The following is a 26,643-nucleotide window of genomic DNA, read 5'->3' on the forward strand; positions in this document are numbered from 1 at the left end:
TTTTATGGCTTACTACTGACTAATTCTTCCCAGCTCATTAATTTTCCCTTTGGAGCAGCTTGGGGTAGAAATGCCGCGATGTTTCTTCCCATAGGACTCTTATACTCCTGAGAAACGGCAAATACCAGTGATGCCACCGGTTTCAATGTTCCAGTACCATCATAGGGTAAAGCCAGTATTTGTTGATAATCATTTGGCTGCTCCTGAATAAAGTCCATCAAACATTCCAAAGCATCAAACTTATACACCCTGTGTTTATCTGTAATCAATTCAGCACCAAAGCGCTTATCCACAATTCCCATCTTACAATAATGGCAGTAGTCTTCTCCAAACAGAATGGGCTCGGGACCTGAACTGCAACCAAATCCGATTATAACAAGCCAAACTATCATCAATTTAGCGGACACCAGTTTGCACATCATCAAAGTCTATTTTTGTTTACACATAAACCCTTTTTCCTTTTAAATAAAAGGCCCCTGCCCCTAACAAAATGGCCAAGCCAAGAAACACTCCTCCCCAGTTAGGATAAGACCGGACATAAAAATTAAGAAGGTCTTTTTCACCAAATAAGGGAGGCATATAATTCATATTGGCAATTTTTATAGGAGCATTTGGGTCTAGATTATGCCCATAATCGTACAGCCAAAGATAAAAGTCATAAATACCCAATGCTCCAAGTCCAATCATTACCAACACCCAGGATAAATAAAACCAAGGCCTATTGACTCCTATACAGATCAATCCAAAAGCCATCATTCCTATTACTACCCATGGAAAATATCTCAATTCAGGAATGGCATCGGGATGGATCGGCTTCATACCGATATAATGGTTCAGAATATTGATGTTTTGGATGATATGTTTATCATTTCCGGATATTTTATTGATCCAGATATACAAGTCTAGACCACCGGGAAATTGGGCTGCCTCTAAGGTAATTTTCCAAAGTGGCTGAAGAAACAATATTCCTAAACACAAGACTGCACCTAGCATTAGAAATTGGGCAATATGACTTTTACCATTCACGGTTCAATTATTTAGACTTGTTTTCCAATTGTTCATAAAACTTTTCCGCTTGTTCCTGGTTTTCCCTTAAAGTTTCATTCAATCCCCATTTCAAAGGAACATCTGCTCCTTTTGCTGAAACACGGGCGTAACCGGACATCTCTTGGTGCAACGCAGAGCAGAAATCCGTACAGTAAAAAGCATATACTCCCACTTTCTTAGGTTCCCAAAGTAAGGTTTTCGTCTGGCCAGGCATCACCAACAGTTCTGCGTTAGTTGCCCCTTGTATCGCAAATCCATGGGGCACATCCCAGTCCTGCTCCAAATTAGTCACATGGAAAAACACCTTGTCCCCCACTTTGAAGCCTTCAATATTGTCCGGGGCCAAGTGACTGCGCATAGCTGTCATATAAACATGAACCTCATCACCTTCTCTTACCACCTTAGTTTTACTTTCTCCCAAGGTCGCATAAGGGTGGGCGTTTTCTTCAATATTGTAAAACTTCTTGGAGTTTGGTTTGACTTTATCCGCCCTTATGGCCTGTGCATAATGCGGTTCCCCTTTCGTTGGGAAATCCAGTAAGAGTTTCATTTTATCTCCACTTATGTCAAAGAGCTGGGCTGAATGTGCAAGTTCTGGTCCTGTAGGTAAATAACGGTCCTTGGTAATCTTATTCATTGCCACCAAATATTTCCCTTCTGGTTTCCTGGTTTCTCCTCCTGGAATGACCAAGTGACCCGGAGAATAAAATGTAGCTTCCCTATCCAATATCTCAAGATTGTCCACATTCCATTTGACCACTTCAGAGGAAATAAAAAAGGTTGTATAAGCATTTCCACCTTCATCAAATTCGGTATGCAAAGGACCTAGCCCTGGTTTTTGAAGTATTCCATGAAGCCCTGCATCGTAATTGATGACTGGAATCCCTTCTATTTCCCCATCAAAGTTCTTTTCTTCAATAGCTTTCATGATTTTACTAAAAGAATATACCGACATGTCTGCTGATAATTTACCATTACCCACAATATATTCCCCTGAAGGGTCCACATCACAGCCATGTGGGGATTTGGGAACAGGAATGAAATAGACCATTTCAGGACAGTCCTCAGGCTTCAAAATCCTTGTCATCTTCATTTCTTGGGAATGGGCAATCCCTGTACTCTCATCCATAAGATTATGGTAATAGGAAGTAGGTCTTTCTGTAAATTTACCAGCAGCAACATACTCTTCTGCTTTCTTCCAGTTGATAATTGCCATAAGGTCTTTATCTTTTTGGGAAGCATTCACTTCCAAAAGGGAATGCGCTTGCTCAGAATTATAGGTGGTCAGAAAACTCCAACCATGGGATACTGCTTTTCCATTTCTTGCCAGATCATAGTTGAACCCTGGCATTTCTATCTGAAATGCCAGTTCCATGGTTCCATGATCTTGATCCAAGGACACATAGTTGATCAACCCCTTGAAATTTTCTTTATAGGTATCGATAGGGACATCCTTTTGTGGAATAGGAATGCTAAACCGTGTTCCGGAAACCAAATACTCCGAGTTTTCCGTGATAAATGGCGCACAATGAAGGCCGGCGACATCGGGAATTTCAAGTATTTCGACCGTTTCGAATGTACTAAGATCCACCCGGGCAATGCGAGGGGTGTTGTTCCCGTTCACAAACAGCCATCTTCCGTCAAACTCTCCATTTTGTTGGGAAAGCTCTATGTGATGGGAATCATCCCAAGGAACAAAGCCATAGGAGGTATTGAACATAGGCTTACTCTCTTCACTATAACCATAGCCGTTTTCTGGATATTGGGAAAAAACAGGCACCTCACGCAACAACCTTCCGGATGGCAATCCATAAACAGTAATCTGCCCACTAAATCCCCCTGAGAGAAAGGCATAGAATTCATCATACTCACCAGGAGCTATATACACCTGCTCCGCGGCATCTCCTTCGATAACCGTCGTTGCATTTCTTTGCCCGCAGGCAACCACAAGGGCCATCCCCCCCATAATGGTTACCAAACTTATGATCATATTTACTTTTCTAGTTCTCATTTTCTTATTCTGTTTAAAAACACTAAATCAAATGGCTCCATCTTTTTCTCCGGTCTTGTCCAGATCGTTTCGACGTAAAAATTCAAGAATATCCCGGGCATCCTTCTCTTTTACATTTTGGTTAGGCATACGCGTTAGGCACTCCTCCAAAAGTTTTTGAGCCTCGGGATCCTTGTCCAACATCACATCGGTATTAGTAATCATGTTCATGATCCATTCGGGTTTTCTACGATTGGTAACCCCCTGAAATCCGGGTCCCACTACACGCTGGTCTGTAAGTTTATGACATGAGGCGCATTTCATGTCATAAATAGCCTGTCCTTCAGCCACCATGGCAGCATCAGGCTCATCTGAGAGCTCCACATCAGTGATGCCACCTACCCCTTTTCCTTCTTGAATAGAACTGGGCAGTTCACTCTTTATTTCTGTTCCCGTATCAGTTTTCTTTTCTTCGCCCCCTCCCCCTGATCCACAGGAACTGATCAGTGATGTGACCAATAGAATTAATGGTAAGATTCGTTTTTTCATCGTAAGCTGGATTTTTGGTCAAGATTTGTTTTTACAATTTTATAAATGGATATTGTTGTTCATGTAAATGGCAGCAATTGCTTATTAAGAAGAACCCGTTTGTTAAATAACAGATAAACCAACTGTCCTGCTACCCCCAATACTAATAAACACGATGCTGCCCAGAGTATCTCATGATAGGCTGGCATAGCCCCCAAACGAAAAGCATACATTCCACCTTGGACAAAAAGCAGTGCTTCTGTTCCTAAAAAACCAAGCAACCAGCAAGCCAAGGCCCAAACCGGATAATCCACCTTAAGCCAATGGTATAGCATTAAAAGCCCCCAAGCACTCACTGCACCTATCATAAACAAATGAATATAACCAACTATTAGGGGCCGGACAGTAGTGGACATTTCTACGGCAAAAGGTGTAATGAGTGCTATCTGAAGCAAAACTTTCAAACTCAGAGAAAACAATCCGAAATAAAATAGGTACTTTGCTATTTTCTCAAGCCCGTCAATAGTTACTTTAATTGATTTCCAAAACATTCCTATCCACATACCCACAGCAATCGCCTGAAAGAGCACTCCTGCTGAATTGAGCAGGTAAAAAACCGAATGCCCATAAGCCCAAAATAGTATATGAAAATAGGTCAATAAAATACTTGCCACGTACAAGCCCAAAAAAAGCCGAAATTTATTGCCAGTATCTTTAAATTTTTGCTGACCTATGAATATCATCAACAAACCTATGGCCACCGTCAAAAACCAACCGTTAAATTGAAAATGAAGGTAAAACTGAATAGCCGCTTGGTATAGCATAGAACCTTTGCCAATCAAAGCCATAATGGGGCCAATTGCCAAGACGCCGAGGGTAGAAATTACCATACAGCACAATCCCATCCGAAACCAATAGTTGAGACTTTGATTCCCTGTCCTCATATCTCTCCAGATCCCATAAACAAAGAAGTAACTACCTACTATATGGATTGTTGAAAAACTGATAGAAACAGGACCATATCCCTCTATGGGGAAGCTGACCATCATTCCAAGTACAGAAAGCTGGGTGATATAAAACAGCCTTTGATAATAAGAGGCATTTTGTTTTCCTTTCGGAACCAACCTATCTACCATCAAAGCATAAGACAACAAATAAGCCCAGCCCAATAAAGCCACATGGGAATGCCCATGAAGCCAATTTCGGTAATCTATCCAAGAAATTTCCCAAATAAATACCATCCGCAACAACAGGCCCATTACGGCGGCCACCAAAAAATTAAATAGTACCACTTTAGTCCATGATCTTCTCATATGACATCTTGTTTCCTTTAATACAACATTCTTCTCAATAATTAACAAATATTATTCCGCACAAATAAACATTTACGTTATTTAATTTGTGTAATAAATATTATATCCGATTTATATTGCTTTCAAAAGCAATCGCTTTTGGAAATAGAATAGCACTTTCAAGGAAAATATGTAAATGAAGCTCTTTCTCAAACTCATTTAGTAATGCGAATGCCACCTTGTAAGTCTTGCAGGCATCCTTTGGTGGACAATAATCAGATGTCAAGTTTCTAATCTGTTTGAAATCATCCACATCCAATTCATGCTCTCTCATCATTTGCAACACATGGTATTTGACCGATCTAAACCTAGGATCATCCAAACTACTTCCCTCATTTGCCAATTGGACCATTTTTCTGATATAAGGAAAAAGTATTAATTCTTCTTTCAATAAGTCGCTATTAAGCTCACTAGCTACCTTACAAAAACCTCTATAAATATCCAGCAATTCTATATGATCATCTCCGTGTAACCGGCACAGCTTATTCAGCATATCCAAAAGCACGGGAACCCTTTGCTCTATATAACTATGGTGCTTCTTTTCAATATAATCTGCCAATAAGTCTATGGGCCAAGTGAAAAATTCCTCTAAGGAAACGCTCTCTTCCGACTGTATTAATCCCAAAGCCTTCATTAGATTACCAGGCTCCAATCGAAAACCCGTACAGTCATTTTTAAAGACCTGAAAGATAGCTGCATTAAGATTTTCAGACACCAACTCATCATTTGGTTTATTGTTAAAAGTCATCATAAAGCTCACTATTAAGATTAAAACACCTTTTTATCTTTTATATACTTAAAATATAATCATCCCCAGATCTTCTTAATATTATTTGTCAATCTTTTATTAATACTGACCCGTCCGAATTTTCAGAAACAAGAGACATCTTCCCCACATATTTCTATCTATAAAGTTAAGTTTTATTTGAATAAAAGACAAATTTGTCTTTTATTATTATCTATCATTAATCCATTCTACAAAACAGGTATTAGTTTCTGATAGTTTTAACCGGTACAGTTCTATATTTTTTGGTAGACCAATGGCTATTTTTTCCTTTATCCAAAGTATCAATCTCTCAGCAGTTGGCTCAAATGGTAACCATAAAACATCCTCTCCACTAATGGCAAATCGCTTAATATTTTGATGGTTGTCTTTCAGTACCAGTCGATGGTCCAGTAAAATGATCACTTCCTTTTCTACCAGCTCCTTGATCACATTGAAGTCAACAAGCATATCTGTGCCTTCTGCCAATTCCCCTGTGATACTTACTTCCAACTTATAACTATGTCCATGCAAAAAAGAACATTTACCCTTATAATCAGAAAGCAAATGGGCCATTTCAAATTCAAATCGTTTAGTTATGCTCAGCATGCTCTTCTAATTGATCTTTAAAGGATTTGCACATAACTTCAGCTACATCCAATAAATTCTGAAGTTCTATACCAGATTTGCTGGCTAGTTTGCGTTCAATGATGATTTTCCATTTTTCCACCTTACTACTTACCTGATTTATTAATGTTATTTGATCTTTACTGAAAATCAACTTGTTCATTTCTTTTTGAAGAGATGTCCTAATTTCCAAAAATTGAGGAACTTCCTCTAAGGAACATTTACCCATTTCCTTAATACCTTCACTTATATTCAATGGCGGATTAGATATTTCGAATTTCACAAGTTCCTTTGCCAATTTCCGTGCAAATACCACTCCTTCTGTCAATGAATTGGATGCCAATCTGTTTTTACCGTGCAGTCCTGTGGATGCACATTCTCCCAAAGCATAAAGCCCTTCCAAACTGCTCCTTCCCAGTAAATCAACTACTATACCTCCACACTGGTAATGTGCTGCTGGTAATATGGGCAACAGATCTTCAGCAGGATGAAAGCCCAAACCAAGGCAATTTCCCACTACTTGTGGAAAATTCTTCTTCAAACATACACTTCCCAAATGACGGGCATCCAAATAGAGATAGTCTACTCCCTTACTGGTCATTTCATTTTCCATCAAAGCACAGATGATATCTCTCGTCGCCAGCTCCCCCCTCTTGTCCCCTTTCCATAAAAACCGTTCACCCTGATCATTGACTATATGTGCTCCTGCACCTCGCAAGGCTTCAGTGAGCAGTAATGCCCTTCCGTTCTGCCTATCATATAATGCGGTGGGATGGAATTGGTAGTAGTGCATATCCCTGAGCTCCACTCCCGCCCTACTGGCCATGGCCACTCCATCCCCTGTCGCGATTTCAGCATTGGTCGTCCTGGCAAACAATCGCCCACAGCCACCGGTCGCCAGAATGGTAATGTCTGAATGGATGATCACAGGATTCCCATTGGAAAGGTCAAAGCCTTTAATGCCGCAACATTTCTCGAGTTTTCCTCCATATTCAAAAGAAATCCCCCATAAATCCTTGGCCAGATAACCGGATAAGACCTTTATCCGATCATGGATAATGACACAATTCCATAGCACTGAGAGCACTTCTTTTCCTGTCCAATCCTTTTGATGGACTATTCTAGGATGGGCATGTCCTCCTTCCATGCCCAATTGATAATCTCCGAGGGTTTCTTTGTCAAATTTCACTCCCAATGTTTCCAACCAGTGTATCGCCTCAGGTGCTTTCCTTACAAAATAATCCACTACGGCTGCTTGATTTACCCATCTACCTGCTCTAAGGGTATCATTGAAATGAGATTGGAAGCTATCATGATCTGGACTCATCACGGCGGCCATTCCTCCTTGAGCATGCTGACTGTTACTGTTTCTGTCAAAACTTTTATCCAACAGGGTAATTCGATATTCGGGATATAAATGAGCCATTTCCAAAGCACAGGATAAACCCGCTATCCCAGTACCTACAATCAGTACATCCGTATGAATCAGGGTCTCTTTCATTTTCAATCTAAGCTCAACATGCGTTCAATAGGCCTAAGAGCGGATTTCATAAGGCTTTCGTCCAACTGTATTTCCGGTTTTCCATGCAGCAGGCATTCATATATTTTTTCCATCGTATTCATTTTCATGAAGGCACATTCGCTGCAAGCGCAACTATTATTGTCCTTTGACGGGGCAGGAATCAGCAGCTTCTCAGGAGCCCGTCTTTGCATTTCATGAAGTATGCCGTGCTCAGTGGCTACTATGAAAGTGTCCTTATCGGAGTCTTGCACATAGTTTAACAAGGCAGAGGTAGAACCTATAAATTCAGCCACTCGAATTACATGATCTTCAGATTCTGGATGGGCTATCAATCTTGCAGCGGGGTATTGTTGCCAAAGTTTCATGAGCTTCTCCATTGAAAAAGCCTTATGAACCATACACTCTCCGTTCCAAAGCACCATATTCCTACCTGTTTCCTTGATCAGGTAATTCCCCAAGTTCTTATCAGGAGCAAATAGTATCTGCTTATCTTCAGGAATAGCCTGGATCACTTTTAGTGCGTTTGCCGAAGTGCATACCCAATCACTCTCTGCTTTGACCTCTGCAGAACAATTAATATAGGTCACTGAAATGTGATCAGGATATTGCATCTTCCATTCCTTAAAGGCCTTTCCGGTACAGGAGTCTGCCAACGAGCATCCGGCATCCAAGTCAGGCAACAAAACCTTTTTGGACGGATTGAGTATTTTGGCTGTTTCTGCCATAAAATGCACCCCAGCAAAGACAATCACTTCCGCATCACTGTCTCTGGCCTTTCTGGACAAATCCAAGCTGTCCCCTACAAAGTCCGCCAAGTCTTGAATGGCTGGATCTTGGTAATAATGTGCCAGGATTACCGCATTATAATGCTGTTTTAATTGATGTATCTTTTCTAATAATTCTTCCATGAATACACTTACTAATGTTCTTCCGAAACCAAAACAAAGTGAAACAATTGATCGACTGATCCCTATTTCTCCATTTTTTCCGCAATAAAAACCGTCCTGCTTTTATCTTCAGAATTGGAAGGCAAAGCTATAATACAAGTCTAATAGGCACTAATTATCAAGCATTTAATTTCGGACAAAAAGGTATGATTTTAATCATAAGTATCTATGACTTTTTCACTATTTTCCACTTATAGCAATTGATATCTTTGAAAGGTTTCAAATAATTTTCAACCCATCATTTATGGAACATTACGTCATCAAAAGGAATGGAAACTATGAACCCTTTCGGGCCTTCAAAATTGAGGATGCTCTAAAAAAAAGCTTCAAGAGCATTTCTGCCTCCTATAACCCTACTATCTATAAAGAGGTTATTAATCTGCTACAATCCCGAACCACTTGGGCTGTAGAGGAAATTCAGGATATAATTGAAAAATCCCTATTTAAAAATGGGGACTTCGATGCCATGCGCTCCTTTATGCTCTATCGACACACAAGAAAGCTTCAACGTGAACATATCCAAGGACTAAATGAGGACACAACCTATATCGATAGCACCCAAACCATCGAGGAATACATTAGCAGAACGGACTGGAGAATAAAGGCCAATGCGAATACTTCCTATTCCAATGCAGGACTGGTCAATAATGTGGCAGGAAAGATTATCGCTAACTTTTGGCTAGACAAAGTATATTCTAAGGAAGAGGGATATGCCCACCGCAATGGGGACATCCATATACATGATTTGGACTGTCTTACTGGATATTGTGCAGGATGGAGCCTGAGGGTGCTCTTGAATGAAGGATTCAATGGTGTCCGAAGCCGAGTAGAAAGCCGTCCCCCCTCACATTTCAGGGAAGCCCTGGGACAGATGTCTAACTTTTTGGGCATACTACAAAGCGAATGGGCCGGTGCTCAGGCCTTCAGTTCTTTTGACACCTATTTAGCTCCTTATATCTTTAAGGACCAGCTAGAATATGAAGATATTCTAAAAGCCATCCGAAGCTTTGTCTATAACCTCAATGTCCCTGCCCGGTGGGGACAATCCCCTTTTACCAATATTACCCTGGACTGGGAAGTTCCTGATGATTTGAAAGATCAAATACCAACTAAAAACAACCAGCACCTATTCAAGGGACTGACACCTGATAGGCTATTGGAAAAGGCCCGTAATCGGGGGGTAAAATCATTAGAAGAACTAAAATACAGTCACTTTAAGCCCGAAATGGACTTAATCAATAAGGCTTATTATACAGTAATGACAGAAGGTGATGCTAATGGTCAGCCCTTCACCTTTCCCATCCCTACGGTCAATATTACCGAGGACTTTGATTGGCACGGACCAAACACTGACTTGCTATTTGAAAATACCGCAAAGATCGGTTCTTCCTACTTCCAGAATTTCATAGGAAGTCAGTATATCATTGATGAAAAAGGGGAGAAAACTGAAAACCCTAATGCTTATAAGCCCAATGCCGTCCGAAGTATGTGTTGCAGGCTTCAGTTGGATTTACGTGAGCTCCTAAAAAGAGGCAATGGATTATTTGGCAGTGCAGAAATGACTGGAAGTATCGGAGTGGTAACCATTAATATGGCCCGTTTAGGCTATCAATATGCAGGTAATGAACCTGAATTATACAAAAGACTTACTCAGCTATTGGACATGGCCAAATCTACTTTGGAGAAAAAAAGGAAGTTTATCCAAGAAATGTATGACCGTGGACTTTATCCCTATACCAAAAGATATCTAAGCCATTTTCGCAACCATTTTTCCACTATTGGGGTAAACGGGATGAATGAAATGGTACGCAATTTCACCATTGATCAGGAAGACCTTACCGGAAATTTCGGGAAAAATATGACTTCAGAAATGCTTGATTTCATCCGAAAAAAAATGAGGGAATTCCAGGAAGAAACAGGGAACCTATACAACCTTGAAGCTACCCCTGCGGAAGGGACTACCTATCGCTTCGCCAAAGAAGACAAAAAGAGATTCCCGGACATTATACAGGCAGGACACGAACCAAACATATATTACACCAATAGTTCACAAATTCCAGTCCACTTTACTGACGATCCTTTTGAAGCCTTACTGCTACAGGATGAGTTGCAGTGCAAGTATACGGGAGGAACGGTACTCCATCTTTATATGAGGGAAAAAATCTCCTCTGCAGAAGCATGTCGGTCCTTGGTTCGTAAAGTTATTTCTAATTTCCAACTTCCTTATGTAACAATTACACCTGTATTCAGTATTTGTCCAGTCCATGGCTACCTCCAAGGGGAACATGAATACTGCCCAAAATGTGATGAACAACTGTTTATTGAAAAGCTTCAAAAAGAATCAAACGAGAATAATTATTCAAATTAAAAATGAAAAAACCATGAAAAATCAAAATACACAAAAAAGGGAAAATCAATTAAAAAACATTTCCAATCGTACCAAATGCATGGTATACACCAGAGTCATGGGATATCACAGACCAGTAGAGAGTTTTAACTTAGGAAAAAAAGGTGAACATGCAGAGCGCACACATTTTATTGAAGGGAATTCCTAGGCCAATATATAACATCACTCCATTTACGTTATTGGATTACCCAGACAAGACAGCCTGCATTATTTGGTTCGCAGGCTGCAATATGCGTTGTGGATATTGTTATAACCCGGAAATCGTCCGTGGAAAAGGGAAACTAAATATAAACCAAGCCTTAGAATTCATTTATTCCAGAAGAAAGTTATTGGATGGAATAGTATTTAGTGGTGGTGAATGCACTTTACATCCTGAGCTATACCCATTGATCAAGACCTGTAAAAAGCTAGGCTTCAAAGTAAAGCTAGACACCAATGGAAGTTTGCCAAAAAGGTTAAAACCATTACTTGACGAAGGCCTTATAGACTATGTAGCCATGGATTTCAAAGCGCTTCCCGACCAATATAAGAAAATCACAGGATCAAATCTTTATCAAGAATTCGAACAAAGCCTACATCTGTTACAAAAAACTGGGATTGACTTTGAGATAAGGACTACCGTACATTCAAAGCTTATTGCCCATGACAGCCTCAAAAAAATGGTTAACCATTTGGAAATGCTCGACTATAAAGGGAATTATTATATCCAGCCATTTTTGAACAATACACCAACTTTGGTCCCCCTCCCCAAATCAAAAGGCATTCAAAACCTTTCCTCATTATCCACTTCAAAAATAAATGTGGTTTTGCGTTAAGTAAATAAAATTATATGATTATCCGTTATTACACTAGTAAACTTATTTCTCACAGCCTGTCCCGGTTTATCGGGAGATTCCACAGATTTACACAGAATAAAATATCGTTTCTTTGGACTTTTATGTTCTTACTGAAAGAATAGCTTATTTACAAAAAGCTACTGGTGTCTTTGCGGATATACAGATAAAATTATATGATTCCCATTTTCAAACCAGCAGTTTTATTCCTCACAGATTTTCAATAACTTAATTAATTATTTCCGTGAAACAGGTGTCATTTTTGAGAAAATGTTTTGAAGGCTAATACTTACTAGTGGAATAGCGAATATACAGATAAAATTATTAATTCAACAATATAATCAAAAAGAGCCAAGGCGATTGCTTTTGCAGATTGAGTACTTTTTCCATGGATTTTCATCAAATCTGGCATCAAGGGTCGTGTGTCAATCAAATTATATTTTGTCGGCTCATCTTTCGACCAGTCCCTATTTGATTATAGGGATGGTATTGAATTTTTCCATCCTGTTTCCTGTACTTTTACGGGACATTCCTGAATATATGCAAGGTACAAGAAACAGTGCCGAATGTTTTTAGTAGTTCCAGTAATTCCAGACAATGCTTATAATTTTGCTAACACCTTACCTATGGCTATTGATGTATTCCCATATTTCACGACCTTGATCCTGATCCTCTTTCACTCAGCTTATACTTTTACAATACTTTTTAATTCAATGGTTATTGCCATAGGTGGTTGAATTTGATGATCTACCAAGATTCGATTATCATTATCTTGCTGTTGTCATTTTCGAAATTGTATCCTCATATGGAGGAGTAAATAAGTTCAAACAGTTTTTCAACCTTATCTAAAGGATGGCTAATTGCTTTTGATGATTTTTTGGGTTATTGCGATTTTCAAAAAGATTTACATCAACCAAATCGTCAATGTTTCCTTTTGATTTTCATTAGAAAAAACTGATATAATTATCATCTGTCCAAAATCTCAACAAATAATACATCCCCCAACCAATGAATCCAATCAAAATGGCCCATACCCATGATGGGATGCCCTTGGGAGTTTCTGATCCGGTCACAACAAATAAGTCCTTTCGCTCACTACCGTATGCATTAATAGTAAGGGTCACATTTTCGTCCACAATATCATTTTCTTTGAGGCCTACCAGATCGATTGCGGGACCATTCCGAACTTCAAAGTTAACTTCTCTGACCCCTTCAATACCATCAGTGGATTTGGCCACAATTTTCAATTTGTGCTTACCATCAGGAATCTTGGTAGTATCCAACATAAACTTTACAGGAGGATGAAATTCACCAAATGGAACCTGATCATCATCCAGAAATACTTTTACCTTTCTATGATTTTCCATTGTATTCATCTTCTAAGATTAAATTTTTAATGTGTTTTTCGGATTTTTCTCCGGGCTTGATGAGGAATTTAAGGCTAAATGCCAATGCCAGAATTACCAAAATCAGGGCCACTGCAGTAATGATATAATCCACCTGTCCCTGGGGACCAACACCATGCGTGATATTTTCAAGCATTATGGGCTGCTGCTTCCGGCACACTTCACAGGCCATGGAAGTCAATGGCATGAATATCCACACCACAGGGAATAATCTAAATACTTTTTTCATCATGATCCTATTTTTGTGTTTTGTTAACCATTTCTCTAATCTGTCTTACCAGATCTGTACTTACTTTGGGGGCATTATTTCCCCAACTACTTCTTTCGTGATTAACCAGTACAGCGATTTCCTCATCTGTCAACAAATCTGCAAACGGGGGCATTTGTCCATAATCAGGCCGTGCATCATAGCCCTGCAAAATAATCTGGATCATCACTTGGGGATCTTCATCGTTGACAATAGAGCTACCTGCCAAAGGTGGAAAAGCTCCTGCTACCCCCTCACCGTTCCCCTGATGACATGCTGCACAGTTATTGGCATAGACCATTGCCCCATCAGGAAGCAGTTCATCAGTTTCTCCCTTCCTTTGATCCTTCCCCACTGCAGGGATAAAGGTCGTTTCCAGCACCGGTATACTTGTCTGCTTAAGGGATTTCAGGTAAGCTACTAGATCCAGTACTTCCTGTGTGGCCACAACTTTTCCTGGACCGGCCTTAAAGCTCTTGGGTACTTCCAGTACAATCTGTCCCTCCCTTACATTGTCCACATGGTCGAACAGCCAAGGATAGGATGGCATGATTGATCCTTCCACGACTGATCTGGGATTGTACAGATGCAGCAGGTGCCATTGATCTCCAGGCTGCCTTTGTCCAACATTGGTGAGATCCGGACCTGTCCGTTCACTTCCGAGAAGGGACGGGGATTGTCTCCAGAAATCCATGCGCTTTTTTGAATAGTAATAGTCCGACGGCATTGAAGGTCTTTGTCCCCATATTTTATCCATTTCTATCCCCCGAACCTGTTGGGTATGACAAGCCACACATCCTTCACTTATAAAAAGGTGCATTCCTCTTAATTCTTCCGAAGTCATTGGCTGTTCCGCTGGTAGTGGAGCATTGTTTTCCTGCAATTGAAAAGCTGGAAAAACAGCAATAAACAAACTTAGCACAACAAATATCGTCAAAATTGTCACCAATAATAGTTGGTGGTTTTTATGAAAATCTAGCATATTCATCTTTTTTAACCTTAACTATTTTAGTATTCCTCTTTCTGCCGATTCGATACCCATTTACCATTTGGTAAAGGTTATAGCCAAATACCAAATGGGAAATGAACATTAATGAACCACCGACAGCCCTCCAAAGCCAGTAAGGGGCCATCAACCTTACCGAGTCAATGAACGGTTGTCCATCAACCCAACTCATTCCTTTTTCAGTCCCACCGATCATTAGAGAGAACATATAAATCACAAGACCTATGAAAGCGAACCAGAAATGCATTCCTACGGCCAGTTGGTTGGGCTCCTTTCGGGTAAGCTTTGGAAGAAGGGAATACATCCCTCCCCAAAGAAAAAAGCAGATGATTCCGTACATGGTCATATGGGAATGGGCCACATTAAAATCCGTAAAATGCCATATGTAATTAGTAAATCGAAATGCCTGAAAACTACCTTGGGTGGAACCAACAAAGTAAAAAATTACCCCTACCAACATAAAGGGAAGGACATAGGAATCTTCTATCGCCTTTCGGCTACCTTTCATGGTCATCATGAAATTGGTGGTACCCGCCAGTACAGGAATAAACATCCCTGCACTGAACACGATTGCAACGGTCTGTAACCACCAGGGCAATGGACTGAACACAAAGTGGTGGGTACCGATCAACGTATAAAACAGCATTTGGGTCCAAAACGCCAGTACACCTAAGCTGTATGAATAAATTGGCTTGTTGAGCGAAGCGGGAAGATAATAATAAACCAATCCCAATGTAAAGGTCATGAACCACATCCCCACTCCTTGATGCATATAATATCCTTGGATAACTGTCTCTCCTAAACCTTCCTGATAAAACGGGAGGTACCCTATAATGGCCAGCACCGTTGTCCATGTCAATGCCGCTAGTATAAACCAGTTGGAAATATAGATTTCAACCGTATTTCTTAAGGAAATGGTCTTATAAATATTAATTAGGGCCAATATCAGACCAATTGCAAATAGCAACATGACTGGCCAGATGTATTCCCGATACTCTCCCCCACCATTATTGAGCCCGTTCATCAGCGCAATATTGCCCAGGACCACACAAGCATTAATCAAGTAAAATGTCCACCAGCCTAATTTATAACTGAAGATCGATCTGTTGGAGGTACGGCTTACGACAAAATATCCCAATCCTAACATCCCTAAGGATGCCCAGCCCCAGAAAACTGTATTGGTATGTACCGGCCTTAACCTACCGAAGGACAACCAAGGCTGTTGGTCCATTTCAGGCCACACAAATTTCATTCCCAAATATTGCCCCATCAGGGTCCCGAATATCAGCCAAAAAGCTGCAGCTACTACATATGCTATTATCAGGCGGATTAATCTATCATCTGTCTCTACTTTCAACTTCCCTGACTTTTTATCATCCACCAAGGGGTTATGAGGGCTTTTCGTGATTTTCCTGATAAGCCCCTTTTCATCTTTAAAGTTGAGCTCACCTCCTATTTCATTTCCCCTCAAACGATACAAGCCGGCCTTCTTTCTTCGTTCTAGCAGTTCATCAACTTCCTCTCGTTCCAGATTGATGAGAACAGACTTAAGGTCCTCCCTTTCATTTGTCCATTTCACCTTTTCGGAGACATTCATTAGCTTATTTAGCCTGACCACCATCAGATAAGCTAATACCACAAGTACTAAAACTGACAATAATACCGTCCCGATTACTCCCGGTTGTGTAGACCATGTGGAAGTATCAATTTCTACTTTTCCCTGGGCAATGACGGTTCCAGTCATGACCATTGTTCCTGCCAGCCATACCAATATTTTAAACATATCCTATTAATGATTTTATTTTAGCACATTAAGACCTTTTTATCTTTTATTAAGATTTTCCAAGATCATCAAAATCCTTTGATCAGTTTTTCGAATTATATTAACCTAGATAAGGTAGCGCTCCCCTGTGACACTTCTTCGGCAAGCTCCTTGAGTGTCATTTTTGTGAGCATATTGGTCAGCTTGTCCCTTACGGTTTTAAACTCATGGTGTATAGGACAAGGATTAGCTGCTGAGCATTGCTTCAGTCCCAGTCCACATCCACTAAAAATACTATCACCATCTATGGCAATCACCAAATCGATCAATCGTAGATTTTCTTGGGCAGTGTTGATAAAAAAACCACCATTTGGTCCTTTAGTAGAGCTTATCATATCCTTTTTTGCCAAAGACTGTAACACCTTAGCAGTGAAATATTCCGGTGCATCTATTTCCTTACAGATATCCCTGACACCCAATTTCCCTCCATCCTTACTTTGGGACCAGATATAAATCATCGCCCGAATTCCGTACTCACATGCTTTTGAAAACATATATTAAACCTTTGATTTTCCCCAAAACTCATCTAGCCATTCCTCCTCTACTTTGCGGTGTACTTCATAAACCTTTTCGCTCATCTTCCTAAAATCCTCATCTAACAATTCAACCTGCATATATTGGAATAACTTCCTCTCCTCAAATCGAATATGTGCCTCCAGTTCATCTGCAAACCGAGAAAGCTGATCCACATCAACCCCTAATTGGATAATTTTTTTGTAATTCTCCCTGATTGATCTGTGCTGTTCCTCCGCCTCTTTTCGCATTAGGTCATTTTTAGCTAAAAAAGAAAAGAGCAGTTCTTCTTCTATTTGAAAATGAGATTCCAGATGGTTAGTAACGAAATAATCAAGGTAATCTACAATCCTTTGAATTTCCACTTTTTTCATTAGTCCTTGACGTATCTTCCACACCAATAACAGACCAAAATGATGGTCCTGTGAGAGAGGGATCAAAGCAGTATGACGTTTTAATGGCTTGGGCATAAATTAGTAGTATTATTACAAAATTTTACTTAAGTCAATTCATCAACCTATAAATTAATTACTCACCATTCCCCTCGATTACATTAATTGAGAAACCCGCTTCTCTGTTAGTCCTTTTTCCCGTATCACATATAATTAAAATCTTATTGGTACTATTTAAATTTCTCCCTGATTTTTATCAATTTAAGGTCCAACAAATATCCTATTATATTTAACCCAAATGTAAAACGCAAAAGCTGTAAATAAAAGACATTTTTATCTTTTATTTACAGCTTTTGCATATTCTTTACTCTAAATATTTTGTCGAGTAGGTAAGGGGAATTTCACCCCAAACCTCTCACAGCACCGTGCGTGATAGTCTCCCATCACACGGCGCTTCCAAAGTTAGGCCTCCTGTTCTTGCCAAGGGTTGGGGGTACTAATTGCCAGTGGGCGAACAGGTTTGGCTTTCCACGGTAGACTGTTTCCAGCCACCTGATTGCCTTTCGTTTCCCAATCCTCCTTTTCTGGGCCATCTTCCATTCTATCAGTTTCTTGTTCAGCCAGAACCATAATCCCACTGTTGTCCATTTATGGAACTTACAGTAATAATTGATCCAGCCTTTTATCATGACATTGATAGCTGACGACAGTCCTTGAATATTGCCTCGGTATTTCCTTATGGAAAACTTCCTGACCTTATCCCTGATCGATGTTTTGGAAGATTCGCTCATACATGCAGCGGTGATCAGTTTCAGCCCGTCTTTTGTCGGACAATAGCGCGGTTTGAACGTATAACCCAGAAAGTCAAAGGAGCATGCCGTCTCAGGGTTTTCCCTGTTTCGGTCATTTCGGCAGTAGACAATCTTTGTCTTTGCTTCGTTCATTGACAGTCCGCATTCGTTCATCCTTTCCGCTATTCGGGTTTTCATGAATGCTGCCTGTTTGTTGCTAACACAGTGAACTATGATGTCATCCGAGTATCTTTCAAACTGCATTTTCGGACAGTATTTCTCTATCCACCTATCGAAGGTGAAGTGGAGAAACATATTCGCCAGCAGTCCGCTGATAACCCCTCCCTGAGGAGTACCCTTCTCCCGTCCTTCAGTCAATCCTGTTTCCTGCTTCACAACATCAGCTTTCAGCCAGCGATCTATGTACATCGAAACCCATTTCTCCTTGGTATAATGTTCTACCGCCTTCAGCATTAGATCGTGGGGTATGTTATCGAAGAATCCACTGATATCGATATCCAGTACCCAACCGATTTTACTGCATCGCCTGATTGCTGACTGAATGGCCATGTGGGCATTACGTCCTGGCCGATATCCGTAGCTGTCGGGATGAAAAGTCGGTTCCACTATACGTTCCAGATACGCCTTGACTACCTGCTGACATACCCTGTCAGATACCGTTGGGATCCCAAGACTACGGGTTCCCCCTGATTTCTTGGGAATCAACACTTCTTTGATCGCCGAAGGGTGATAGCTTCCTGAGCTCATGCGGTTCCAGAGTTTGTAAACATTCCTGTTTAGTTCCTCCTCGAAGTCGCTGATACTCTGTCCGTCTATTCCTCCGCTTCCTCCACTGATCTTGACCTTCTTGAAGGCCTCCAGTACCATTACCCTGCTTACAGGATGTTCCTTTGTTTCATAATAATCAATCATCCCCTGTTACAAGTTGTTGTTAATATGGAAACCAACTCTGGTTCCACCCTTTGCTCCTCTCTACTTTCGCAGAGTATCACCACTACTACGATGAAATCCGCCCCCTTTCAGCATTTCGGTATTCGCCTTACAGGTTCGCTGCTTGTGCTTTCCCTTAGCACTGCTGAAAGAGTTCCCTTGTTCCGTTGAAAAGCCTGTAACGGGTTCCTGCCTCCTTTACACCGCATACTGTCCGGCCGGTAAACAGCTTACTTCTGCCGGACTTGTTCCTGAGGACACATATACCCCCTCAGTTTCAGTATGGTCTATGGATATATCGATGTTTTAACATGGAGGTTCACTCTCGTTCAGCTCCCCGTTACCCACCTGACAGATGACCTCTGCCTTTTCTTTATCGCTCAGTACGAATACCTTTCGGTGAGTCGCACCATAAAGTGGTTTGTGAAGTCTGGCTGACAGCCTACACGATGGGCCGACCATCATCTTTTCAACAGCATGCGGAGAACTTATTCCTCCGCTTCAAGGCACACATATGTGTATCCGTAAGAGAGCACGTAATAAAATGTGACAATACGTGTCATTAAATTTCAAGGAGGGAGAATAGTTGTTTTCATGCATAAAAAACAAGAAAAGCTATGAACCTGATAGAATTCACGGGGCATTTTCCCGACGAGGAGAGTTATGAACAGTACACCAAAAAATACAGGGAGAAAAGAGGGATACAGTGTACAAAGCTACCAAGAGATAACCCGTCACTATTGGTTTGCCAACGGCAGGTTTTTCGAATGCAGCAGTTGCCGGAAGCGCTCTTCCCTGAAATCGGGAACGGTAACGGAAAACAGTAAGCTACCGCTCCGGATCTGGCTATTGGCCAGGCTGTTTATGTCGGCGACCAAGAAAGGGTTTTCCTGCCTTGAGCTCCAGCGACAATTGGGCCTCAGCAGATATGAGACCACTTTCCGGCTAATACACAGGATCAGGTTGGCGATGGGGCAACGGGATGAAATCTATACCCTTAGTGATATGATCGAATATGATGAATGCTACATGGAAACCGTACAGGAGAAACAGATCGAGGTGCAGCTAAAACGGGGAAGGGCCGTCAGAGGCAGATAGCAGTGGCCATGGCTGCCGAATCCTTCCTGTTGGAAGACCTGGATTCTGGACTGATCAAAAAACGCAGTGGCTATTTCAAAATGAGGGTCATGTACAAAGTGGACAGCGCGAGTGTCAATGCCTTTCCGGGCCAACACCAGGGCGATGTGGTACTGTTTACCGACAAGAACAAGGCCTACTCGAAAATAGAGGAAGTGGTGACCTCCCATTTGTCTGTCCCATCTGGAAAGGAGTCCGTAAACGACACCTTGAAATAGGGCCACAAAGCCATCAGTAACCTTAAAAGAAACCTGTTGGGGGTATATCACATGATAACTTATAAATATTTACAGAACTATTTGATTGAGTTTGAAATGTGTTCGATCCACGTACCGTCAACTCCAGCTGACGGGATCACAAACAATTATTCTTGGTATTAATTTCATCAGAAAGTTTCAAAATTATTCCCAAATCCTCCACAAAACGGTTCGAAATAAGTACTGAGGGGTCAACAGTTGAAAATCCATAAAACATTAAAAATCAATGTTTTATGGATTTTTTTTTTTATTTTCCGTTTTCCCGACATTTCCCTGAAAAATCAACAAAAAATAAAAGCCAAGTCATTTCTAACTTGGCTCTATACACGGGATTTAAAACCGCTACGCTGTAATCAGTCGCTGAACTTAGTCCCTCCATCCCATGAAGGCATACGGGTTACTTGCCCGCAACGGCTTTCAGTACAAAGATACCCAATCCCACCCACTTTCAACAATTTTCAGTAACTTGAATCAAGTTTTGTCAAAACGGTAAGATTTGGCCAGCACCTAGGGGGTGATGGGGACTGAATCGGCTGCGAGAACAGCGTTTAGCAAAATCACCCCCCACCTTTACCACTCGCCTTGACATACTTAAAAGCGGTAGAACGGGAAATTTTCAAAGCCTTTGCCACTTCGTTGTAAGACATCCCCTTTTTATACAGTTCTTTAGCCTTTTCGTTTATGGGCTTAGGAGGTTGACCCGATTCTTTCCACCTTTCCGAATGCATCCAGTTTTGGATAGTCCAAAAGCTTGCACCAACTGTTCCGCAGATTTTAAGGTAGGTTGATAATATCAATATAATGAGTTAGTATTTTGATTATTGATAAGGTAGCAGCTCCATTATTTCTTTTTTGGCCACTAAAACTCACCAAATGAGTTTATTGTTTAATCTATCCAACTTTAGAATTATCTAAGCTGACAAAAAAGATCCCTATTGAATATCTATAATAAAAGGACTTGCAGGTAGCCCCTCTTTATTGATCAAGTTCGCTTGAACAGGATTATTGGCCCAAGCATAACAAACTTTTACCGGATGAGAAATCTCCCCACATTTCAAAATGACCTTCCCTCCCTCCAATCTGGCTTCTGCCCATTTATAATCCCCTTCTGCTCCAGCCATAGCAAATCCTTGAAGAGATTCTCCTTCGCTGAGGTCTAAGCCCTGCCCTACATGATCAAAAGTTAGCACCACCTTATCTCCTCTTTTTTGGGCACCTTTGATCATAGGACCGGAATAAACACCCTTCTTTTCACCATAAGCCACTTTAAAAGCCTGAAGGGCCAACCTGTTCCCAACTGTCTTTTTATCTAAGGGATGAATATCATTGGCTTCACCCACATCTATGGTCACTGCCATTCCCGTATGGGGAACCTTTAAGGTCTGTCTTTGGGCTTCCCTCAGCTCAGGCCAGTTTCCTGAATGTGGAGCATCCGTAGGAGCCATAAAATTAGGAAGTTGTACAAACAGAAAAGGTAAATCTGGCATCCCCCAGGATTTCCTCCAACCTTCAATCAAAGAGACCATTTGATCCTCATATTTATGAGGCTGGCCAGCATTGGATTCCCCTTGGTACCAAAGCACTCCTTTTACAGGAAATTGCTGCAATGGCACCACCATGGCATTATAAAGGCCTAATGGCTTAAATCTAATAAAAGTCTGCCCCGGCATAGGAGGCATGACAGCCCCTTGTTTATAGTACCAGTCATTTTTCAGGTTAATGATTTCATCTCCTACTGTAAGTTGATAGGGTTTATCTTTGACAAAACCTCCTCTGCCCCGCTCATTGATCACTCTCACTACCAATATGTTTTTTCCAGGCTTCAAAACACCCTTAGGAACATTATATCTTCTTGGAGGATATTGATAAGCGGTGGTGCCTACCAATTTTCCATTGATATATGCCGAATCACTGTCAACAATAGTTCCCAAAAGCAATTTGGCCTCTATATTATCTACATTTTCCTGCTCCAGAAAAAAATCCTTTCGGAACCAATACACGCCATTTTCGGGATGTTTTCCGGGTGCTACTGGAAGCAGATCCAGTCGCTCCATTTCCTTCCAATTTTCCGGGTGATATTTAGGATCATGCCAAGACATAGAAGTATTGACATAGCCTTGATCCTTTTTTCTTACCGCCCGGTGCCAGTCCCGCATATTATTCCTGTCCTGTTGTTCGATTTCTTTGATCAAATTTGGATTTTGGAACCGAACAGCTTCCTTATAATCATCTGGAAAACGTTTGAGCTCACGCTCCCTGATCCATGATTGAATCGGTGATCCACCCACACTAGCATTGACCAAACCTATTGGAATCCCATACTTCTGGTAGACCTTTTGGGCAAAAAAATAAGCTACAGCGGAAAACTGTTTGATATGTTCCTGATCAGCCGGAAGCCACTTTCCTCCCTTCACATCCAGTTGGGGACTAGCAAAATCATAGGCATCCGGCACATCAAAATAACGGATTTTGGGGTTATTGGCACTTTTTACTTCATCTGGGAACATGGGGTTCACCCTGGCCATGGTCTGCTCCATATTAGACTGACCAGAGCAAACCCACACATCCCCCAGCCAGATATCCTCCAAGGAAATAGCATTGGCACTTCCGGAAATTTTCATAGCATAGGGTCCCCCTGCCTTCATTGCCGGAAAAAACGCTTCCCATACTCCATCGGCACTTGCCGTTACGACCTTGTTCTTTCCTTCAAAAACCACTTTCACCGTTTCACCAGCATCCGACCAGCCCCAAATACGGATTTCTTGGTCCCTTTGCAGCACCATTCCATTGCTGATCAAATGGGGCAGTTTCACTTCTCCATAACCCCAATGAACCTTAAGTACCAATAATATAATTAGACAAACAACTGAACTTCTATTCAAACACACTTTCATCTCCTTTATTTATTAGTTACTTTAAAAAAGCTTTCCTCAGGTCCTAAATAACTGCCTTTGAGTCCCCCTGTGTCCACCACTATTTTTTGGAACACCACACCAGGATCTACCAACCATAGTTTGATTTGGTGTTTCCCAGGCCGATTGATAAGGTGTTGGCTACTTTTAATATTGATGTGCTCACCAACCCATTTATCCCAACTTCCAGGTCTTTCTTCCTTATGCATAGAAATGATCTGAGGCGCTTCATCATCAACAGAAATCCCAAAACGCAACCCCTCTTCTGTATTTTTAAAGTTCAAGGTTGGGGATAGATAAGTATGAATAGTTATTTCACCAGATGATGTAAAATAGGCATCAAATGAAACATGGTGCTTTAGTGCGCCTGTATCCTCAGTTTCATAAGCCACCGGAAAAGCTGTAATCGCAGAACCCGTTTTACCCAAACCAGGAATAATCTGCCAACTCACCGGCCTGATCTCTTCTTTCGAAGTAAAATGGTCTGCTTCCATCGACACATAACCGTTACTCTCCACAAAACCCGTAAAATTCTCCGGTAATTCAAGCCGGTTAACAGGAACTTGTATTTTCACTTTTTCTTTGCCGGATCTGATGGTCAACTCCCCTTCCGTTTTTCCATAAGGCAGTTTTTCCCAATCTACCTTTATGGTCAACTTCTCTTGCTTATCAAGGCCACCAGAGGACTTATCCAGTACAAGCCATTTGGGCTTTTTTTGGATATCAAATTGGATAGGTGATTTTCCACGGTTAAATAAAACAATATGCTGATCATAGGTCTGGAAAGGACTCATCTCCTCGAGCACCAACTCAGTGGCCTGGGGATAAAACGCATCAGCATTTGATATCGCCACTCCCAAACTTCCCGTTTCAGGCAGTTCAATGCGTTTTACTTCCGGCATAACATTGGATTTTGGTTCCTGCCAATAGGTATAACCGATATGATTTTGGTCCATCATATGGTTCCATTTACCGTCCAAAAGTTCCTCGTTATAGTAACTCGTTAATTCCGCATCATAAGCAAACAACTCTTCCACCTTTTTCGCCATATCATTAGTCACCGCCCGGCCCTGTTGGGCATAAAGTCGGTTCTTGGCCGAAGACAAATACAGCTCATGCAGATTAGAGCAAGCTAACACGGGAAATAATACCAACTGATAATAAGCAGGCTTATATTGTGCTTCCAATCGGTCATAAATGGCCTGTGCCTCCTGAGCCAAAACCTTATAATCAGCCACTACCCTTTCGGCCTCCTGATAATGATTAAGACTATAAGTATTCTGATCTAACATTTCCGGGGTTCTCCGGGCATTATATTTAGTATATAGGTCAAGGATCTCAGCGATTTCCACCTTAAATCTTTCTCCAAATTGTTGCGCTGCCCATCTACGCGTATATTCAGGCAATCTTTCCGCAGGCAATGCATTGGGGTCCCATGCATAATCCAAAAAGAAACTGGTGGGCAATTCCATCGGCTTGATATCACCGACATTGACAATCCAAATCTCATCCACCCCATGTTCATAAGTCAAATGCATTTGTTCCCATATTCGTGGAATAGAATTAGTATTGAGCCACTTGTAATTTCTGGGACCACCCACGTAGTCAAAATGATAATACATACCATAGCCACCCGAATGCTGTTTTTCACCAATCTTGGGAAGTTTCCTGACATTACCCCAATTATCATCACAAAGTAATAAGGTCACATCATCTGGTACCCGCATGCCTTTGTCATAGTATTCCTGTACTTCTTTGTACAAGGCCCATACCTGAGGGGTTTCATGGGCTGGCTTTCCCGTGACCTCTGCAATGATCTCCCGTTGGTCATTTACTATTTTTTCCAATAGTGCTACATTGCTTTCCTCACTCATGGCCTCATCACCATCTCCACGCATCCCTATCGTCACCAAACTTTCATGGCTTCCCATCCGCTCCATACCCTTCCTCCAGAACTGCCTTAATTTCTCATCATTCTTGGTATAATCCCATTCACCTTCTCCATGCTTGGCCCAATCCACATGGGCACGCATCAAAGGCTCATGATGGGAAGTACCGATGACTACTCCATATTTATCCGCCAAAACAGGATTGAGAGGATCGTCCTCATATAGGGAACGGCCCCACATGGCCGGCCATAGAAAATTCCCTTTTAACCTTAAAATCAGTTCGTAAACTTTCTCATAAAACTTATGGTTAAAGCCTCCAAATTTCTCATGGGCCCAGCCACTTAAAGCCGGTGCTTCGTCATTGATAAATATTCCCCGGTACTTTACCGCAGGGCTTCCCAAACTGTACCTGCCCTTTTTTATATAAAGTGATCCTGATTTTTTTACAGGCACATCAGCCCACCAGCTCCAGGGGCTTACCCCAATCTGTTCAGACATCTCATATATACCGAAAATCGTTCCCCGCTTATCACTGCCCGCAATTACCAAAGCCTCTTCAACGCCTGGAAATGGTTTTGGAACGGTTTGAATTAAAAAGCTTTCCCATTTCCCTCCCACATCACTCACTTCTAGTTTCCTGTTCTCAATAAGATCATTGATCAAATTACTCTCCCCGATGGTACCAATAATCACCATTCGGGACGATTGACTGTCTAGCGGTCTATCCAATAATTCGGGAGTAACTCCGGTAACCTCCTGTATATCACTTAAAAAATTCTCAACCGCTACCTTTACACCTCCATCAGCTTCCTCTTCCAATAAAATAGCAGAAGAACCATTTGTTCCTACCAATGAAAATCCCTTATCATCTGGTTCAAAACTTACAATTTTCTCCAATTGTTGAGCTTCTAGTGAGGACATTGAAAGCCCAAGCCATGCAATTAATAAAGACTTTATGATTACTTTTTTAAATACAAGCATATATTTTTATTAAATCAGCACTTAAATACCTAGCAATGAAACACTTTTTGTGTTTCATTGAAGAAAAAATCAGGAGAGACCCTCTCCTGATTTTTCGTTATGTATAACCCTATTTTAACCTAAACCCATCTATGGTCCAGTGTTAACTCTTTTTATCCTATGGATATAATTTCTTTTTGTTTCCTATTAAATCACAACACTGCTTATCAGCCAATTCCTCTATTTTTCATCACACTGATAACTGGCAATCCTCATTTGATTTGCAAGTGGTAAACCCCACGTTAAAATCCGCCCACAAACCAATATGAGGGTCCAGTATATCA

Annotated in this window: 21 protein-coding genes and 1 pseudogene; 3 read left to right on the top strand and 19 right to left on the bottom strand. The window is 41.1% G+C overall.

Annotation, left to right across the window (positions count from 1 at the left end; translation table 11 throughout):
• Positions 1 to 2: 2 nt before the first annotated feature.
• The 9 genes from KZP23_RS22175 to nadA form a co-directional block, all read right to left on the bottom strand.
• Positions 3 to 392, bottom strand: coding sequence for a nitrous oxide reductase accessory protein NosL (locus KZP23_RS22175; protein ID WP_226333988.1), 390 nt, complete (start codon positions 390 to 392; stop codon positions 3 to 5).
• A gap of 46 nt (positions 393 to 438) precedes the next feature.
• Positions 439 to 1,026 carry a hypothetical protein gene (locus tag KZP23_RS22180; protein ID WP_226333989.1) on the bottom strand — a complete coding sequence of 196 codons (588 nt, stop codon included), beginning with the start codon at positions 1,024 to 1,026 and terminating at the stop codon, positions 439 to 441.
• 7 nt (positions 1,027 to 1,033) lie between these two features.
• Positions 1,034 to 3,058, bottom strand: a complete 2,025-nt coding sequence (gene nosZ / locus KZP23_RS22185; protein WP_226333990.1) for a Sec-dependent nitrous-oxide reductase — start codon at positions 3,056 to 3,058, stop codon at positions 1,034 to 1,036.
• A gap of 27 nt (positions 3,059 to 3,085) precedes the next feature.
• Complete coding sequence (locus KZP23_RS22190; RefSeq protein ID WP_226333991.1) at positions 3,086 to 3,586, bottom strand: c-type cytochrome; 501 nt, start codon at positions 3,584 to 3,586, stop codon at positions 3,086 to 3,088.
• Positions 3,587 to 3,645: 59 nt separating this feature from the next.
• Entirely contained in the window at positions 3,646 to 4,878 is a 1,233-nt protein-coding gene (locus KZP23_RS22195) for a hypothetical protein (RefSeq protein WP_226333992.1), read from the bottom strand.
• 100 nt (positions 4,879 to 4,978) lie between these two features.
• Positions 4,979 to 5,668, bottom strand: coding sequence for a hemerythrin domain-containing protein (locus tag KZP23_RS22200; RefSeq protein ID WP_226333993.1), 690 nt, complete (start codon positions 5,666 to 5,668; stop codon positions 4,979 to 4,981).
• Positions 5,669 to 5,872: 204 nt separating this feature from the next.
• Positions 5,873 to 6,289: a 6-pyruvoyl trahydropterin synthase family protein gene (locus KZP23_RS22205; protein ID WP_137404731.1), complete on the bottom strand. Its 417-nt coding sequence runs from the start codon at positions 6,287 to 6,289 to the stop codon at positions 5,873 to 5,875.
• Positions 6,273 to 7,808, bottom strand: coding sequence for an L-aspartate oxidase (locus tag KZP23_RS22210; protein ID WP_226333994.1), 1,536 nt, complete (start codon positions 7,806 to 7,808; stop codon positions 6,273 to 6,275). Before KZP23_RS22210 ends, KZP23_RS22205 begins: the two co-directional genes overlap by 17 nt.
• A gap of 2 nt (positions 7,809 to 7,810) precedes the next feature.
• Complete coding sequence (gene nadA / locus KZP23_RS22215; RefSeq protein ID WP_226333995.1) at positions 7,811 to 8,737, bottom strand: quinolinate synthase NadA; 927 nt, start codon at positions 8,735 to 8,737, stop codon at positions 7,811 to 7,813.
• A 283-nt stretch (positions 8,738 to 9,020) separates the two neighbouring features.
• On the opposite strand from nadA, the gene KZP23_RS22220 reads away from it, so the two are divergent.
• Positions 9,021 to 11,144 carry a ribonucleoside triphosphate reductase gene (locus KZP23_RS22220; protein WP_226333996.1) on the top strand — a complete coding sequence of 708 codons (2,124 nt, stop codon included), beginning with the start codon at positions 9,021 to 9,023 and terminating at the stop codon, positions 11,142 to 11,144.
• A gap of 149 nt (positions 11,145 to 11,293) precedes the next feature.
• Positions 11,294 to 11,998: an anaerobic ribonucleoside-triphosphate reductase activating protein gene (locus KZP23_RS22230; protein ID WP_226333997.1), complete on the top strand. Its 705-nt coding sequence runs from the start codon at positions 11,294 to 11,296 to the stop codon at positions 11,996 to 11,998.
• Positions 11,999 to 12,960: 962 nt separating this feature from the next.
• Here KZP23_RS22230 and KZP23_RS22235 read toward each other — a convergent pair.
• From KZP23_RS22235 to ltrA, 7 genes are all read right to left on the bottom strand, one after another.
• Positions 12,961 to 13,383 carry a cytochrome C gene (locus KZP23_RS22235; RefSeq protein WP_137404735.1) on the bottom strand — a complete coding sequence of 141 codons (423 nt, stop codon included), beginning with the start codon at positions 13,381 to 13,383 and terminating at the stop codon, positions 12,961 to 12,963.
• Positions 13,370 to 13,654: a hypothetical protein gene (locus KZP23_RS22240; RefSeq protein ID WP_222840310.1), complete on the bottom strand. Its 285-nt coding sequence runs from the start codon at positions 13,652 to 13,654 to the stop codon at positions 13,370 to 13,372. Before KZP23_RS22240 ends, KZP23_RS22235 begins: the two co-directional genes overlap by 14 nt.
• A gap of 4 nt (positions 13,655 to 13,658) precedes the next feature.
• The gene (locus tag KZP23_RS22245) at positions 13,659 to 14,651 is read right to left on the bottom strand and encodes a cbb3-type cytochrome c oxidase subunit II (RefSeq protein WP_137404736.1); all 993 of its coding nucleotides are present in this window, start codon (positions 14,649 to 14,651) and stop codon (positions 13,659 to 13,661) included.
• Positions 14,635 to 16,458: a cbb3-type cytochrome c oxidase subunit I gene (locus KZP23_RS22250; protein WP_226333998.1), complete on the bottom strand. Its 1,824-nt coding sequence runs from the start codon at positions 16,456 to 16,458 to the stop codon at positions 14,635 to 14,637. The genes KZP23_RS22245 and KZP23_RS22250 overlap by 17 nt, the downstream gene beginning before the upstream one ends.
• Before the next feature lie 95 nt (positions 16,459 to 16,553).
• Positions 16,554 to 16,991 carry an RrF2 family transcriptional regulator gene (locus KZP23_RS22255; RefSeq protein WP_137404737.1) on the bottom strand — a complete coding sequence of 146 codons (438 nt, stop codon included), beginning with the start codon at positions 16,989 to 16,991 and terminating at the stop codon, positions 16,554 to 16,556.
• A 3-nt stretch (positions 16,992 to 16,994) separates the two neighbouring features.
• Positions 16,995 to 17,480 (bottom strand): hemerythrin domain-containing protein, encoded by a 486-nt coding sequence (locus tag KZP23_RS22260; RefSeq protein ID WP_137404738.1) that lies wholly within the window; start codon positions 17,478 to 17,480, stop codon positions 16,995 to 16,997.
• A gap of 365 nt (positions 17,481 to 17,845) precedes the next feature.
• Positions 17,846 to 19,126, bottom strand: a complete 1,281-nt coding sequence (ltrA, locus tag KZP23_RS22265) for a group II intron reverse transcriptase/maturase (RefSeq protein WP_226333999.1) — start codon at positions 19,124 to 19,126, stop codon at positions 17,846 to 17,848.
• 635 nt (positions 19,127 to 19,761) lie between these two features.
• On the opposite strand from ltrA, the pseudogene KZP23_RS22270 reads away from it, so the two are divergent.
• Positions 19,762 to 20,592: pseudogene (locus KZP23_RS22270) on the top strand (IS1595 family transposase); the annotation flags it as partial.
• A 503-nt stretch (positions 20,593 to 21,095) separates the two neighbouring features.
• Here KZP23_RS22270 and KZP23_RS22275 read toward each other — a convergent pair.
• The 3 genes from KZP23_RS22275 to KZP23_RS22285 form a co-directional block, all read right to left on the bottom strand.
• Positions 21,096 to 21,335 (bottom strand): helix-turn-helix domain-containing protein, encoded by a 240-nt coding sequence (locus tag KZP23_RS22275; RefSeq protein ID WP_226334000.1) that lies wholly within the window; start codon positions 21,333 to 21,335, stop codon positions 21,096 to 21,098.
• Between the two features lie 135 nt (positions 21,336 to 21,470).
• Positions 21,471 to 23,426 carry a sialate O-acetylesterase gene (locus KZP23_RS22280; protein ID WP_226336570.1) on the bottom strand — a complete coding sequence of 652 codons (1,956 nt, stop codon included), beginning with the start codon at positions 23,424 to 23,426 and terminating at the stop codon, positions 21,471 to 21,473.
• 11 nt (positions 23,427 to 23,437) lie between these two features.
• Positions 23,438 to 26,260: a glycosyl hydrolase 115 family protein gene (locus KZP23_RS22285; protein WP_226334001.1), complete on the bottom strand. Its 2,823-nt coding sequence runs from the start codon at positions 26,258 to 26,260 to the stop codon at positions 23,438 to 23,440.
• Positions 26,261 to 26,643: the final 383 nt, after the last annotated feature.

Source organism: Echinicola marina, assembly GCF_020463795.1.
GTDB classification, from domain to species: domain Bacteria; phylum Bacteroidota; class Bacteroidia; order Cytophagales; family Cyclobacteriaceae; genus Echinicola; species Echinicola marina.

What these genes read in the sequence shown, in the direction of transcription:
- KZP23_RS22175 (WP_226333988.1), bottom strand. Translation starts at nt 392, where the DNA reads ATGATAGTTTGGCTTGTTATAATCGGATTTGGTTGCAGTTCAGGTCCC.
- nosZ (WP_226333990.1), bottom strand. Translation starts at nt 3,058, where the DNA reads ATGAGAACTAGAAAAGTAAATATGATCATAAGTTTGGTAACCATTATG.
- KZP23_RS22190 (WP_226333991.1), bottom strand. Translation starts at nt 3,586, where the DNA reads ATGAAAAAACGAATCTTACCATTAATTCTATTGGTCACATCACTGATC.
- KZP23_RS22195 (WP_226333992.1), bottom strand. Translation starts at nt 4,878, where the DNA reads ATGAGAAGATCATGGACTAAAGTGGTACTATTTAATTTTTTGGTGGCC.
- KZP23_RS22200 (WP_226333993.1), bottom strand. Translation starts at nt 5,668, where the DNA reads ATGATGACTTTTAACAATAAACCAAATGATGAGTTGGTGTCTGAAAAT.
- KZP23_RS22205 (WP_137404731.1), bottom strand. Translation starts at nt 6,289, where the DNA reads ATGCTGAGCATAACTAAACGATTTGAATTTGAAATGGCCCATTTGCTT.
- KZP23_RS22210 (WP_226333994.1), bottom strand. Translation starts at nt 7,808, where the DNA reads ATGAAAGAGACCCTGATTCATACGGATGTACTGATTGTAGGTACTGGG.
- nadA (WP_226333995.1), bottom strand. Translation starts at nt 8,737, where the DNA reads ATGGAAGAATTATTAGAAAAGATACATCAATTAAAACAGCATTATAAT.
- KZP23_RS22220 (WP_226333996.1), top strand. Translation starts at nt 9,021, where the DNA reads ATGGAACATTACGTCATCAAAAGGAATGGAAACTATGAACCCTTTCGG.
- KZP23_RS22230 (WP_226333997.1), top strand. Translation starts at nt 11,294, where the DNA reads ATGCAGAGCGCACACATTTTATTGAAGGGAATTCCTAGGCCAATATAT.
- KZP23_RS22235 (WP_137404735.1), bottom strand. Translation starts at nt 13,383, where the DNA reads ATGGAAAATCATAGAAAGGTAAAAGTATTTCTGGATGATGATCAGGTT.
- KZP23_RS22240 (WP_222840310.1), bottom strand. Translation starts at nt 13,654, where the DNA reads ATGATGAAAAAAGTATTTAGATTATTCCCTGTGGTGTGGATATTCATG.
- KZP23_RS22245 (WP_137404736.1), bottom strand. Translation starts at nt 14,651, where the DNA reads ATGCTAGATTTTCATAAAAACCACCAACTATTATTGGTGACAATTTTG.
- KZP23_RS22250 (WP_226333998.1), bottom strand. Translation starts at nt 16,458, where the DNA reads ATGTTTAAAATATTGGTATGGCTGGCAGGAACAATGGTCATGACTGGA.
- KZP23_RS22255 (WP_137404737.1), bottom strand. Translation starts at nt 16,991, where the DNA reads ATGTTTTCAAAAGCATGTGAGTACGGAATTCGGGCGATGATTTATATC.
- KZP23_RS22260 (WP_137404738.1), bottom strand. Translation starts at nt 17,480, where the DNA reads ATGCCCAAGCCATTAAAACGTCATACTGCTTTGATCCCTCTCTCACAG.
- ltrA (WP_226333999.1), bottom strand. Translation starts at nt 19,126, where the DNA reads ATGATTGATTATTATGAAACAAAGGAACATCCTGTAAGCAGGGTAATG.
- KZP23_RS22285 (WP_226334001.1), bottom strand. Translation starts at nt 26,260, where the DNA reads ATGTCCTCACTAGAAGCTCAACAATTGGAGAAAATTGTAAGTTTTGAA.